This window comes from Microlunatus panaciterrae (genome assembly GCF_016907535.1).
GTDB classification, from domain to species: Bacteria; Actinomycetota; Actinomycetes; order Propionibacteriales; family Propionibacteriaceae; genus Microlunatus; species Microlunatus panaciterrae.
Window position 1 is genome coordinate 239,827 of sequence record NZ_JAFBCF010000001.1, and the last position, 12,827, is coordinate 252,653.

Genomic DNA, 12,827 nt, shown 5'->3' on the forward strand with positions numbered 1-12,827 from the left:
GCGGCCCGGGTGGCCAGGCTTCGTTGCCACGGGTGGCTATTCCTTGTTCGGGTCGCGCAGGCGCTGCGGTTCCTGGGCCTGGAACGTCTCGTCACCGGCCGGCTGGTCGAGACGGGGGCTCTCGAACGCGGACTGCTCCGAGGTGGGAGCAGCGTCCGTGCGCGCCGGCGTGGACCCGTCCGGCTCGGTGGCGACCGGCTCGACGGCGTCGTGCCGATCGGTCAGGCTGGAGGCGTCATCGGGAACGGTGCCGATCGGCTCGGCGTCGCCGACCTCGTCCAACTCCGACTCCTCGAACTCCGTCTCCTCCAGCGGCGGTTCCAGGTCGGCATCCGTCGCCACCCGGGCGATCGCGGCCTTGAGCACCGTCATCTGCACACCCGGCGACACCTCGAGGACCGCCTGCTTCTCACCGATCTCCACGATGTTGCCGAAGACTCCGCTGGCCAGAAGCACCTGCGTCCCGGGGGTGAGGGAGTTCAGGGTCCGCTGCTGGGCCTGCTGACGCTTCTTCTGCGGCCTCAGGATGAGGAAGTAGAAGAGGGCGATCATCGCCACGATCAGTAACAGGGTCGAATATTGTTCCATAACTCCAGCGTCCCGTTTGCGACGCGACCAGACTGCCACGCCAGTTGATGTCCGGCAAAAGCGCCGACCGCCGTACTCTACCTACACCCGCCCACAATCCTAGAGTCCGCCGAACAGGTCGGGCGCGCCCTGGCCACCCTGCACACCGGTCGGCGGGGCCAGACCCAGGTGCTGCCAGGCCGCCGCGGTCGCCACCCGGCCGCGCTGGGTGCGCATCAGGAAGCCCTCCCGGACCAGGAACGGCTCGGCCACCTCCTCGACCGTCTCGCGTTCCTCCCCGACCGAGATGGCCAAGGTGGACAGCCCAACCGGCCCGCCCCCGAACCGGTGGCACATCGCCTGCAGCACCGCCCGGTCCAGTCGGTCCAGACCCTGCTCGTCCACCTCGTAGAGCTCCAGCGCCGCCTGCGCGACCGCCGGTGTGATGAAGCCGTCGGCCCGCACCTGGGCGAAGTCGCGGACCCGGCGGAGCAGCCGGTTGGCGATCCGGGGCGTGCCCCGGGAACGGCGGGCGATCTCGGCTGCCCCCTCGGCATGCAGTTGGGCGCCGAGCAGCCGCGCCGACCGGAACACGATGTGCTCCAGCGCTGCGGTGTGGTAGAAGTCCAGCTGAGCGGTGAAGCCGAACCGGTCCCGCAGCGGTCCGGGCAGCAGCCCGGCCCGGGTGGTGGCACCTACCAGGGTAAAGCGCGGGATCTCCAGCGGGATCGCGGTCGCGCCCGGCCCCTTGCCGACCACCACGTCGACCCGGAAGTCCTCCATAGCGAGATAGAGCATCTCCTCCGCGGGACGTGACATCCGGTGGATCTCATCGAGGAAGAAGACCTCACCCTCGGTGAGGCCGGACAGGATGGCGGCCAGGTCGCCGGCGTGCTGGATGGCGGGCCCGCTGGAGATCCGCAGCGGAGCCGACATCTCGGCGGCGATGATCATGGCCAGGGTCGTCTTGCCCAGCCCGGGCGGACCGGACAGCAGCACGTGGTCCGGCACCGTACCCCGGTGCCTGGCCGCCTCGAGCACCAGCCCGAGCTGGTCGCTGACGCGCTCCTGGCCTTCGAACTCCGACAGGCTGGTCGGCCGTAGCGCCGACTCGGCCGCTTCCTCGTCCGGGTCCGGGTGCGGATCGACGATTTCGTAGCCGGCCGACTGGTGGTGCGTCGACCGGGGGTCCTGCTCGCTCACTGCATCATGGTCGGTCATCGGCTAGCTCTTGGCCAACCGCTGCAGCGCGGCCCGCATCAGCATCGCGACGCTCGCCGGCGGGTCGTCGGCGGCCAGATGCTCGACGTCGGCGCAGGCGGCGTCGGCGTCCTTCGCGCTCCAGCCCAGTCCCTGCAGACCCTGGCTGACCTGTTCCCGCCACGGGTTCGAGCTGGCCGGCCCGGCCGCCGGCACACTGGCCAGCCCGACAGCGTTCATCTTGTCCTTGAGCTCGATCACGATCCGTTGGGCACCCTTGCGCCCGATCCCCGGCACCTTGGTCAGCTGCACCAGGTTCTCGGTGCTGATCGCGGTCCGCAGCTCGTCGGGGGTCAGCACGGCCAGCGCGGCCTGGGCCAGCTTGGGCCCGACGCCGGTGGCCGTCAGCAGCAGCTCGAAGAAGTCCCGTTCGTCGCCACCGGCGAAGCCGTACAGGGTGAGGGAGTCCTCCCGGACGATCAGCGAGGTGTGCAGGGTGGCCGGTTGGCCCATCCTCAGCCCGGCGGTGGTACCCGGGCTGCACAGGGCGACCACGCCGAGGCCGCCGACCTCGATCACAGCCGACGTCGGCCCGAGCCCGATCACCGTTCCGGACAGTTGCGCGATCACTTCTTCTCCTTGACCTGGGCTGCGAACGCCTGCCGCTGCCGCCTGGACTGAGCCGCGGCCGCCTGCAGTGCGTCGTTGATGCGGTGGTTCGCCGACCCGCGCCAGACATGGCAGATGGCCAGTGCCAGGGCATCGGCCGCGTCGGCGGGCCTGGGCGGGCTGTCGAGGCGCAGGATCCTGGTCACCATGGCTCCGACCTGGTCCTTGCCTGCCCGTCCGGACCCGGTGATGGCCGCCTTCACCTCGCTCGGGGTGTGCAGCACGACCGGGATCCCCCGCCTGGCCGCAGCGAGCATCGCTACCCCGGCCGCCTGGGCGGTGCCCATCACCGTCTGCACGTTGTGCTGGGCGAACACCCGCTCCACCGCCAGGGTGTCCGGTCGGTAGGTCGTCAGCCATTCCTCCACCGCCGCCTCGATCTGGACCAGCCGGCGCGCCACGTCCAGCTCGGTCGGCGTGCGGACGACGTCGACCGCCACCAGCGTCGGGGGCCGGCCCATGCCGCCCTCGACGACGCCGAGCCCGCAGCGGGTCAGGCCGGGGTCGATGCCGAGTACGCGCATCACGGCTCCTCGTGGTCGGGTGGCACGTCAGGCGCCAGAGCTGGACAGCTGGATCGGGCGGAGGATCGGTCGAACAGACGTTCGGATGCGATCCTACGGTGCCCCGACGGCCGAGCGGTGGAGGCTCGCAGAACCGACCGCGTGCCGGCGACCCGGTACGGTCCGGTCAGCCCGCGTCGGCCAGCGCGTCCTCCGGGGCGTCGAAGTTCGCATAGACGTTCTGCACGTCGTCGGAGTCCTCGAGCGCCTCGATCAGGCGGAAGATCTTGCCGACGGTCTCGCCATCCACCTCGACCGTGACAGAGGGCACGAACGACACCTCGGCCGAGTCGTAGTCCAGGCCGGCGGACTGGATGGCCTGCCGCACGCCGACGACATCTCCTGGGTCGGAGATCACCTCGAAGCTGTCCCCCAGGTCGTTGACCTCCTCGGCGCCCGCATCGAGCGCCGCCTCCAGCAGGTCGTCCTCGGTCAGCGTCCGGCTGTCCTGCTCCTTGGCCAGCACCACCACGCCCTTACGGGCGAACATGTACGAGCAGCTGCCGGCATCGGCCATGGTGCCGCCGTTGCGGGTCATGGCCACCCGCACGTCTGAAGCCGAACGGTTGCGGTTGTCGGTCAGGCACTCGATCAGCATCGCCACCCCGGCCGGTCCGTAGCCCTCGTACATCAGCGTCTCGTAGTCAGCGCCACCGCCCTCGGCGCCCGAGCCGCGCTTGACCGCACGGTCGATGTTGTCGTTGGGTACCGAGCTCTTCTTCGCCTTCTGGATGGCGTCGTACAGGGTGGGGTTGCCCGCCGGGTCGCCGCCGCCCATCTTGGCGGCCACCTCGATGTTCTTGATCAGCTTCGCGAACAGCTTCCCTCGTCGGGCGTCGACGACCGCCTTCTTGTGCTTGGTCGTCGCCCACTTCGAATGTCCCGACATCTTCACCCTCCTGAGTACGGTGTCTGCCCTGTTTACGGTGTTGGCCTGATCACGGAGTCTGGCGCACACCACCTGCTCGGCGGCGCGCTCACCGGCCGCGCTTCGGGACCGGAACAGACTGAGTTTATCCGGCCGGTTGGTAGTTCTCGGTCAGCGCGTGCATGACGATCGTCTCGCCTGCACGGTAGCCGAGGCTTTCGTACAGTTGGAAGGCGCCGGTCGGGTTGTCCGAGTCGACCCCCAGCCCGGCCGCCTCCAGACCGGCGTCGGCGAATGAGCGCATCGAGGCACACAGCAGCGCCCTGGCGATCCCCCGGCCACGCCAGGCCCGGCGGACCCCGAGACGGTCGGTCCAGCCCTCCGAGTAGCCCTGGGCGTCCCAGTCCTGTCGGTAGGCGGCGTTCATCGCATAGCCGGTGACCTCGCCGGTCTCACCGTCCAGCGCCACCCAGCTCCACTCCGGTCGCGCGTCGGCGCGCACCAGCTGCTCCTGCCACCGGGTCCGGTCCACCGGCTGCGAGCCCCAGTGGTCGGCGAAGGCCTCGTTGTGGGCCCGGCGGACGCCCTCGGACAGCTCGTCGCTGAACGGCACGATGGTGACCCCGGTCGGCACCGGCGCCGTCGGCGGGTCGCCGTCGAAGAGGAACGACATGTCGGCGTACCAGCGCAGCGGCTCCAGGCCGAATGACTCGAACAGGGCCCGCCGTCCGGTCTGCTTCTCGTCGACATGCCCCATCACCCGCAGCGGGCCGTGTCCCGGCTGCCAGCTCCGTCGATACCAGCTCCGGGCCTGCTCCAGCTGCCACCGGAGCAACGCGGTGCCGATCCCCTGCCGCCGCCAGCCCGGGTGCACCCCGCCGTCCAGGTAGACCCGTCGTGGGTCGGTGTCGGTTCGACCTGGGTGGTTCCAGCCGTACGCGACCAGCGGTCCGCCGCCGTCGCGGCCCAGCAGACCGTCGTGGGCGGGGTCGGCGCCGGCCTCGTCGAAGGCCTCGTAGAGCGCTTCGAGGCTGTGCCGTTCCAGGGGCTCGTCGAGTACCTCGATGGCCGTCATCAGCCCGCTCAGCTCTTCAAGGTCTTCACGGGTGATCCCGGACCATTCCAGGTTGCCCTCGGAGTCCGGGAGCCCGTCCACGGCCGGGGTCAGCTGCCTGCGCTCACGCGCGGGGCGATGTGACACGCTCTCCTCAATTCCGCCAGATCTTCGTTCGTTCGGACCCGCCGCCCGGGGCGGGTGGCTCGGTCTGCTGCCAGATCCGCCGCCAGCTCCCAGCCGGCGGCTCGACAACCACCGCCGCGGCGCCGCGCTGCGACTGCCACCAGGTGCCGCTGTCCTCCTCGATCAACTGTTTCACAGCAGCCGCGATCTTCGGCGCAAGCTCACGTGGGGTCTCGCCGGGTCGCGGCACGATCGGGTCGCCGTAGCGGACGCTGACCCGAGGCCGGCCGCTGACCGGCCAGGACTTGCCGCGCGGCATCGCGGCATAGCTGCCGCGCAGCCCGACCGGAATCACCGGAACCTGGTGCTGGGCGGCCAGCCAGGCGGCGCCGAGCCGGAACCGGCCGAGGTAGCCGTCCTTGGAGCGGGTGCCCTCCGGATAGAGCAACACACTCCACCCCTCCGACAGCAGCTTGCCGGGCGTGGCGCTGAGGGCACCCGCCTGCCGGTCGATCGGGAAAGTGTTGAAGGCGATGGCGGACCCGGCAGCACGCCACCAGGTATCGAAGAAGTAGTCCTTGGCCGCGGCCACCGCCGTCCGCCGCCGACGGTCGGCTGGCAGCGTGCACAGCAGCAGGGCGGTGTCCAGGTGGCTCGAGTGGTTGGCCACGATCAGGGCAGGACCCTCCAGGTCGCGGATCCGGTCCAGCCCCTGCACCTCCATCGACACCTCGGCTCGCAGCAACGTCCTCAGGCCGGCGACCTGGACCACCTCGCGCAGCACCCTGACCGGCCCGCGCCGGGCCCAGTCGGTGCGGGCGGTGCCCGGGCTCGCCTCGCTCACGTCGGTGGGCTCGGCGGCGGCTGGTCGGTTCTCCCGACGACGCGGGATCGGCAGCTTGGGAGTCATCTGACGTCCGCGATCAGGTGCGTCGGCTGGTGCAGATAGCTGATCTTCGGTGTCCGGCCGACGGTCGGGGCCACGATCTCGAGCGCGTCGTGCAGGGTGCTCGCGCTCCGGAAGCCGAGCCGTTCGACGGTGGCGATGTCGGCACCGACCCAGATGATGTCACCGCAGTGCTCCACTGCCCGTGACAGCTGGTACCAGAGCAGGAACGGGTGGGCACCGTGGTAGGCGTTCCCGGACCGGTAGAGGTGCGCGTACCAGGCGTCCTCGGCGTACTTCGCCTGGAACGTGTCCCGCACCTCGGTCGCATCGGTGCCCGCCGAGAGCACATCGGCGAAGAAGTCCACATAGGACGGATGGTGCAACGAGCTGAACTCGTTCACCGCCGGATGGTAGACGATCAGGGCCCCACCCTCCCGGACCACCGGTAAGCCGGTGTGCGCGGCGAAGGTGTGCCCCAGAGCCATCCAGGCGGCCAGGATCGGGTTGAGGACCGAGTCTGCGCTGTAGGGCGAATGCTGGCCGACTCCGGTGATCATCACGTCGGCCTGGCCCTTGACCTCCACCAGCTGTTGCTGACGCACCTTCGACGCCGATGCTTCGGCCACCGCCCCCGGGTCCCCGGCCCTGACCTGGATGACCCCGAAGGACGCCTCGGCCGAGTTGACCAGCCGGCGTCGCGCCTTGGCCGGCGCCAGCTCGAGGGCGCGCATCACGGCTGAGGAGGTCATCCGGTCCCGCAGGCTCCACTCCCACTCCCGCTTGGCCAGGAAGTCCAGACCGGTGGGGAAGGCGTTGTTGTCCAGCACGGCCTCCACGCTGAAGATCGGCGGCAGGGTGCCCCACTCAGGAACGGGTTCGGTCTGGCCGGACCGGACGGCGTCCAGCCCGCCGCGCTCGAGCAGCAGCTCGGCCGGGCCGAGCCCCTTCAGTACGGCCGCCACGCCGTTCCCCAAGGGCGACACGGTGACGTGGACGTACACCAGCAGGTCGGACTCGGCCGCGCGGGCGTTGATCGAGCCGTGCACGTCAGTCGCGTCGTGATTGTTGAGCCGACCGTCGGCGAAGAAGGAACGGAAGACCCGCTCACCGAGCAGATGCAGCATCTCGGCCTGGGTGATCCGGCGCTGCAGACCGTTGCCGACCAGCAGTTCGACGTCGTCGACTCCGGCTGCGGCCGCCAGCCCCAACACCTTCTCGATGATCCGGCCCCTGATGTCGGGGCGCCGCATCCGTGGCGCCGGCACGGTGACGTCGTCGAAGGCGATGGTCAGCTTCATTCCTGCCCGCAGCCGATCGGCCAGCGGGTCACTGCCCAACGGCTGGCCGAGGGCCTCGTCGATGGCGGCCTCGACGTCGGGCAACGCCGGCAGTGCCTCCGGCGGGTAGACCACCTGGGTGCCGAGCGGAAGTCGTTCCAGCCGGAAGGTGTCGCCGGTGGGGATCAGCAACGGCGGGGTGCGGGTGTCGACCTCGTGGACGAAGCCTGGACGTGCCATCAGTGTTCTCCTGTGTCGTGCAGTGCTGGCAGGCTCGGGGCGGCGATGCTGCTGGTGGACGTCATTTCGGCATCGTCCAGCGGAACGCCTGCGGCTTGATCCGCCATTCGGCCATCGACCACTGGTTGGCCCGGGCGGCCCGCATCAGGGGTACGTCCGGGCTCACCGCCACCGGGTTGCCGACCGCCGCCAGCATGGGCTGGTCTGAGTGCGAGTCGGCGTAGGCGAAGCTTCGGGACAGGTCGATCCCGTTCAAGGCGGCGAAGTGCCGCAGCCAGGCCGCCCGTGACTCGCCCACCAGCGGCGGCCCGGTGAGGAACCCGGTGCACCGGCCGTCGGCGTCGGTGGCCAGGTCGGCGGCGACGATGACGTCGAACAGCGGCCGTAGCGGCCTGGTCAGCGGCCGGACGACACCGGTGATCAGGATGGTGGTGTGTCCGGCGGCGCGGTGGGCCCGGATCCGGCGGACCGCGTCCGGGGACAGCCGGCTGAGCACGTGCGGGGCCATCTCGTTGTCGACGAACTCCTCCAGGGCGGCCAGGTCGGCGCCCTGGTAGCGCCGGTACACCGCACGCAGGAAGGTGCCGCGGTCGCGCCTTTCCGCCTTGATGTAGCTGGGCAGCTTGCGCAGCACCGCGCCCACCTCGGCAGCCTGACGCAGCTTGCTGAGCTCCGGCAGTCGGGCCCAGAGGTAGGTCTCGATGACGTTCGTGGTCATCACCGTGCCGTCCAGGTCGAAGACGGCCAGGGCCTGCGACCCGGCGGTGTCCCTGCTCAGGTCTTTCATCGTGGTGGGACGCGCACCCCGCTTGCGCCGGATGGCGTCCATCCTGCGGACCGGCTCGGTGATCGACGGGCAGTGCACCTCCTCGATGTAGGTGGTCCAGTCGTAGACGGCGGTGTCGAAGGCGAAGATCGGCTGGTCATCCGGGTGCAGCGACCGGGTCAGCCGCAGCGTGTTGTCGTCGACGAAGTGCAGCTCGGACTGGGCATACTCGTTGTACAGGCCCAGGTAGCGGCGCAAGAAGGTCATCCGGACCCGTGCCCGGTCCAGGTCGCGGGCGATCTTGCGAATCCGCTCCGAGCGCGGGGCTCTCGCCAGCACCCGTTCGGCCACCTTGTGGGCGCGCTCGGAGTTCGTCAGCAGCCGCTCGACCGACGTGGCACCGGGGAACTGCCATTGCGGCAGGTGGGCGGCGCCACGCTCGCCGCCGTCGAAGGGGTGGGCGGTGAAGTAGGAGCGGACGTGGTCGTACAGCTCGCGGAAGGTCAGTGGGTTCCGCGCCCCGGAGGCCACGTGGTAGTACTCGGGTCTGCCGACCTCGGGCACAGTCGCGCAGACGGCGAGGATGGCGTTCACGACGTGGTCGCAGGGCACGATGTCGACCACCGAGTCCGGTGAGGCCGGGAACTCGGGCAGCTCGCCCCGGCCGTACGCCAGGATCAGCGGCTCGGCCATCTTGAACCCCTCGATCCATCCGGGGTACGGGTGCAACCAGGACGACTCGACGATGGCGGGACGGACGATCGAGACGTGCAGGTTGGCCCCGAGATCGGCGACCACCCTCTCACCCAGTGCCTTGGTGAAGGTGTAGACGTCGGTCCAGCCCAGCGACCGGGCCCGTTCGGTGCCGGCCTCGACCAGCTTCTCCTGCACCCAGTCCTTGCGGCGGCGCTCGGTGTCGGCGGCCGTGGTCAGGAAGCCGGCGGCGCGATGCTCCCGCTCAGCCTCCTTGCGCAGCCGGGTGAGCTGCTCGGCGGTGCGGGACTCGGCCTCGATCAGCTCGCGCATGGCCAGCCCGGCCCGGGTCTCGGTCTCGTAGTCGATGCTGTGCTCGTGCGGAGCCTCCGGGATGGCGCCACGGCGCCGTCCGGCCGTGTAGGCGGTGGAGATGTGCACATAGTGCGGCACCTTGGTGATATTGCCAGCCTCGTCGGTGACGGCCTCAATCATCCGCCGCATCAGGGCCCGGGTGCCGATCACATTGGTGGTGAACGCCTGGTCGATCGGCGGGTCGAAGGACACGTCTCCGGCGCAATGCATCACCACGTCGAGATCGGCGGGCAGCTCGGGGACGTTCGGCAGGTCGCCCTCGATCACCTGGATCCGGGCATCCACCAGCTGCTCGGCGCCGCCGGCCGCCTCCCGCAGCTGGGTGAAGATCTTCTTCTTGACCAGGCCGATCACGCGCTCCCGGGCGGACGCGGAACCCTTCCGTCGGACCAGGACCGCGGGCGCGGTCTCCGGGAGCTCGGTCAGGATCTTCCAGAGCACCTGTTCACCGATGAAACCCGTGACACCGGTCATGACGATCTTCTTGCCGGCGAGCAGCTCGCTCAGCCGGCCGTCGAGAGTCGGCCCGGCAGCGGTGGCGACAGCGGAGCGGCGGAAGGCCGCCGCGGGGACGGCCGTCATAGGCCCCCCAGTCCACGGTCGGCCGGCTCGCTCACCGGGCGGCCCTGCGCTGTCGCCAGGGCCTCCTCGATGGTGAAGTTGCCGACATAGAGCGCCGTGCCGATGATCGCACCCTCGACCCCGGCACCCACCAGCTCGGTCAGCGCCGCGATGTCCGCCAGCGTCGAGATCCCGCCGCTGGCGATGACCGGCTTGTCGGTGCGGGCGCAGACGTTGCGGAGCAGCTCGAAGTTGGGCCCGGCCAGCATGCCGTCCGAGGCGACGTCGGTGACCACGAACCGGGCGCAGCCGGCACGGTCGAGCCGGTCCAGTGTCTCGTAGAGGTCGCCACCCTCCTCGGTCCAACCGCGGGCGGCCAGCCGACGGCCCCTGACATCGAGGCCGATGGCGATCCGGTCACCGTGGCTGGCGATGATCTCCTCGCACCACTCCGGACGTTCCAGTGCGGCCGTGCCGATGTTCACCCGGGCACATCCGGTCGCCAGTGCCCGCTCCAGGCTCGCATCGTCTCGGATGCCGCCGGACAGCTCCACCTTGAGCGGCATCGCGGCCGTGACCTCGGCGATCACAGCGGCGTTGTCCCCCCGGCCGAAGGCGGCATCGAGGTCCACCAGATGGATCCATTCCGCGCCGGCGTCGGCCCAGCGTTGCGCGGCGACCCTCGGGTCCCCGAACCTCTTCTCCGAACCGGCCCTGCCCTGAACGAGTTGGACGGCCTGACCGTCGGCGACGTCCACGGCAGGCAACAGCACCAATGAATCCACCCGAAGACCCTATCCGGAACACCCCTCGGCTGGCACATCCTGCGCCCTGAGCCCGTCCCACCGCGGCCTCAGCCTGTCCCTCCGCGGCTCGAGTGCAAGGAAACGACCAGTCAGCGAGTGCGGACCGCCCCGCCGCGCCGGGGGTGGGCCACTCAGCCGACGACGAGTGGTCGGTTTCTGCCACCAGGCGATGACCGCATCCGCCCTAGCAGCATGCCCCGAGGCGTCACGCGGCGGCGACGGAGGACAGGCCATACGTCAGTCGGGCGGTTCGGGTCACGGTCGTCAGGAAACGCTGCGAGTGCGGGCTCGCCTGATGGGTGAACCAGTCGTTGTCGATGTCGCAGCAGGACACCGAAACCCCGAGCCCACGAAGGACGACAGGCAGGGTGTGGACGACCGTCGACGGAAAGCTGAGGACGGTCCGCCCGATCGGGCTGCGGCGCACCCACAGCTCCAGCGGTAGGTCGGGCCGGACGATGTCGAGGCCGAGCGCCTCGATCCGGCTCAGCTTGGCCGCGGACTCGCGCCGGTGCGCCAGGTAGCGGCTGACCCCGTGACGCCCGGCGAGCAGCTCGACCCCGCGCAGGTAGCGGTCCAGCTCGACCACGCCGGTCTCCACCAGCGATGTCCCGACCAGGTCCGTCGTCTCGAGCAGCACCGGGGCAGGGTACCGCCGTCGCGACCAGCCGAACGAGTTGCGCACCACAGTGACGGCCGAGCTCTCCACCGGCATCGCCGTGAACAGCTGCACCGACCGCCCCGGCCGGGCCGTCAGCCGTCGACGGGCCAGCGCGGCCAGCGGGCGCGACCGCCCGGCGCGGTGCCAGCGGACCAGGTCACCGCCGGACTCCAGCCTCTCGACGAACTCCAACGTCGCGCTGCCGTCGTCGACCACCACCAGCTGCTGGATCCGGCTGAGGCCCAGCACCAGCTGCATCAGTCCGGAGAACGGGTCCCCCAGCACCAGCTGATCGGTCGCCCTGAGCTGCCCGGACAGCGCCCGGACGCTGGCCAGTCCGGCACTCCGGCTGGCGCGTGGCTCCTGCCAGTCCAGGCGATGACCGACAGCGCCGGCCAGCTCCGACATCCGGTGCAGCTGTTGTCGGCTCTGCTCCTGCCGAGGCGCCAGTACGGTGATGCACAGGTCGTCAGTGCCCTGCGCGTGGGCCCATTCCAGCACGTTCAGCAGCTGGGCCGGGCTCTCGACCAGGGCGGTCGTGGTCATGACGCGCTGACCAGCTCCCTGACCCCGTCCTCGGCCTCGACCGTTCCCTCGCCTTGGACCCGGCGGAGCTTCCGCATCGCGGCCAGCTCACCCTCGTACACCCGCTTGACCCCGTCGCCCAGGGACTCCTCGATGGCCCGGATGTCACGGACCAGCCGCTGCAGACCCTGCGGTTCGACCGATGCGGCCTGGTCGGAGCCCCAGAGGGCCCGGTCCAGGGTGATGTGCCGTTCGACGAAGGTGGCGCCGAGTGCGACCGCCGCGAGCGTGGTTTGCAGACCGGTCTCGTGACCGGAGTAGCCGATCGGTACGTTCGGGAACTCGCGCTGCAGGGTGTGGATCATCCGCAGGTTGAGCTCGGTATTGCGCGCCGGGTAGGTGCTGGTTGCATGCAGCAGCACGATGTTGTCGCTGCCGAGCACCTCCACGGCGTGCCGGATCTGCCGGGGCGTGGACATGCCCGTCGAGAGGATGACGGTACGCCCGGTGGCCCGCAGTCGCCGCAGCAGCTCGTCGTCGGTGAGGGAGGCCGAGGCGACCTTGTGGGCGGGTACGTCGAACTGCTCCAGGAAGTCGACCGACTCGACGTCCCACGGCGAGGCGAACCAGTCGATGCCCCGCTGCCGGCAGTGCTCGTCGATGGCGCGGTAGTCGTCGGCGTCGAACTCGACCCGGTGCCGGTAGTCGATGTAGGTCATCCGACCCCAGGGGGTGTCCCGCTCCACGTCCCACTGGTCGCGTGGGGTGCAGACCTCCGGGGTGCGCTTCTGGAACTTCACGGCGTTGCAGCCTGCCTCGGCCGCGACGTCGATCAGGTCGAAGGCGTTCTTCAGCTCACCGTTGTGGTTGATACCGATCTCACCGGTGATGAAGACGGGGTGACCGGGGCCGACCTTGGCCGAGCCCAGGGTGCGAACGGCGAGTGTGCGGAAGTTTTCTGTAGTCATGTGACAGACCGTAGGAACC

General features: G+C 70.1%; 12 protein-coding genes. All 12 read right to left on the reverse strand.

Annotated elements, in window-relative coordinates:
* Positions 1 to 36: 36 nt before the first annotated feature.
* The 12 genes from yajC to JOE57_RS01125 all read right to left on the reverse strand — a co-directional run bounded on the left by yajC (position 37) and on the right by JOE57_RS01125 (position 12,808).
* A complete protein-coding gene (gene yajC, locus JOE57_RS01070; RefSeq protein WP_204916001.1) occupies positions 37 to 588 on the reverse strand; it encodes a preprotein translocase subunit YajC in 552 nt (183 codons plus the stop codon).
* 99 nt (positions 589 to 687) lie between these two features.
* Positions 688 to 1,788 (reverse strand): Holliday junction branch migration DNA helicase RuvB, encoded by a 1,101-nt coding sequence (ruvB, locus tag JOE57_RS01075; protein ID WP_204916002.1) that lies wholly within the window; start codon positions 1,786 to 1,788, stop codon positions 688 to 690.
* A gap of 3 nt (positions 1,789 to 1,791) precedes the next feature.
* Positions 1,792 to 2,397, reverse strand: coding sequence for a Holliday junction branch migration protein RuvA (ruvA, locus tag JOE57_RS01080; RefSeq protein WP_204916003.1), 606 nt, complete (start codon positions 2,395 to 2,397; stop codon positions 1,792 to 1,794).
* Positions 2,394 to 2,960 (reverse strand): crossover junction endodeoxyribonuclease RuvC, encoded by a 567-nt coding sequence (gene ruvC, locus JOE57_RS01085; RefSeq protein WP_204916004.1) that lies wholly within the window; start codon positions 2,958 to 2,960, stop codon positions 2,394 to 2,396. Before ruvC ends, ruvA begins: the two co-directional genes overlap by 4 nt.
* A gap of 166 nt (positions 2,961 to 3,126) precedes the next feature.
* The gene (locus JOE57_RS01090; RefSeq protein WP_204916005.1) at positions 3,127 to 3,888 is read right to left on the reverse strand and encodes a YebC/PmpR family DNA-binding transcriptional regulator; all 762 of its coding nucleotides are present in this window, start codon (positions 3,886 to 3,888) and stop codon (positions 3,127 to 3,129) included.
* 124 nt (positions 3,889 to 4,012) lie between these two features.
* Positions 4,013 to 5,068: a GNAT family N-acetyltransferase gene (locus tag JOE57_RS19050; protein WP_204916006.1), complete on the reverse strand. Its 1,056-nt coding sequence runs from the start codon at positions 5,066 to 5,068 to the stop codon at positions 4,013 to 4,015.
* A 7-nt stretch (positions 5,069 to 5,075) separates the two neighbouring features.
* Positions 5,076 to 5,957 carry a lysophospholipid acyltransferase family protein gene (locus tag JOE57_RS01100; RefSeq protein ID WP_204916007.1) on the reverse strand — a complete coding sequence of 294 codons (882 nt, stop codon included), beginning with the start codon at positions 5,955 to 5,957 and terminating at the stop codon, positions 5,076 to 5,078.
* Complete coding sequence (locus tag JOE57_RS01105) at positions 5,954 to 7,453, reverse strand: lactate racemase domain-containing protein (protein ID WP_204916008.1); 1,500 nt, start codon at positions 7,451 to 7,453, stop codon at positions 5,954 to 5,956. The genes JOE57_RS01100 and JOE57_RS01105 overlap by 4 nt, the downstream gene beginning before the upstream one ends.
* 61 nt (positions 7,454 to 7,514) lie before the next feature.
* Positions 7,515 to 9,869, reverse strand: a complete 2,355-nt coding sequence (locus JOE57_RS01110) for an HAD-IB family hydrolase (protein ID WP_204916009.1) — start codon at positions 9,867 to 9,869, stop codon at positions 7,515 to 7,517.
* A complete protein-coding gene (gene priA / locus JOE57_RS01115; RefSeq protein ID WP_204916010.1) occupies positions 9,866 to 10,633 on the reverse strand; it encodes a bifunctional 1-(5-phosphoribosyl)-5-((5-phosphoribosylamino)methylideneamino)imidazole-4-carboxamide isomerase/phosphoribosylanthranilate isomerase PriA in 768 nt (255 codons plus the stop codon). Before priA ends, JOE57_RS01110 begins: the two co-directional genes overlap by 4 nt.
* A 226-nt stretch (positions 10,634 to 10,859) precedes the next feature.
* Positions 10,860 to 11,861 (reverse strand): hypothetical protein, encoded by a 1,002-nt coding sequence (locus tag JOE57_RS01120; RefSeq protein WP_204916011.1) that lies wholly within the window; start codon positions 11,859 to 11,861, stop codon positions 10,860 to 10,862.
* Positions 11,858 to 12,808, reverse strand: coding sequence for an N-acetylneuraminate synthase family protein (locus tag JOE57_RS01125; protein ID WP_204916012.1), 951 nt, complete (start codon positions 12,806 to 12,808; stop codon positions 11,858 to 11,860). Before JOE57_RS01125 ends, JOE57_RS01120 begins: the two co-directional genes overlap by 4 nt.
* Between the last annotated feature and the right edge of the window lie 19 nt (positions 12,809 to 12,827).

What these genes read in the sequence shown, in the direction of transcription:
- JOE57_RS01110 (WP_204916009.1), bottom strand. Translation starts at nt 9,869, where the DNA reads ATGACGGCCGTCCCCGCGGCGGCCTTCCGCCGCTCCGCTGTCGCCACC.
- yajC (WP_204916001.1), bottom strand. Translation starts at nt 588, where the DNA reads ATGGAACAATATTCGACCCTGTTACTGATCGTGGCGATGATCGCCCTC.
- JOE57_RS01120 (WP_204916011.1), bottom strand. Translation starts at nt 11,861, where the DNA reads ATGACCACGACCGCCCTGGTCGAGAGCCCGGCCCAGCTGCTGAACGTG.
- JOE57_RS01125 (WP_204916012.1), bottom strand. Translation starts at nt 12,808, where the DNA reads ATGACTACAGAAAACTTCCGCACACTCGCCGTTCGCACCCTGGGCTCG.
- JOE57_RS01100 (WP_204916007.1), bottom strand. Translation starts at nt 5,957, where the DNA reads ATGACTCCCAAGCTGCCGATCCCGCGTCGTCGGGAGAACCGACCAGCC.
- JOE57_RS01090 (WP_204916005.1), bottom strand. Translation starts at nt 3,888, where the DNA reads ATGTCGGGACATTCGAAGTGGGCGACGACCAAGCACAAGAAGGCGGTC.
- ruvC (WP_204916004.1), bottom strand. Translation starts at nt 2,960, where the DNA reads ATGCGCGTACTCGGCATCGACCCCGGCCTGACCCGCTGCGGGCTCGGC.
- ruvB (WP_204916002.1), bottom strand. Translation starts at nt 1,788, where the DNA reads ATGACCGACCATGATGCAGTGAGCGAGCAGGACCCCCGGTCGACGCAC.
- JOE57_RS01105 (WP_204916008.1), bottom strand. Translation starts at nt 7,453, where the DNA reads ATGGCACGTCCAGGCTTCGTCCACGAGGTCGACACCCGCACCCCGCCG.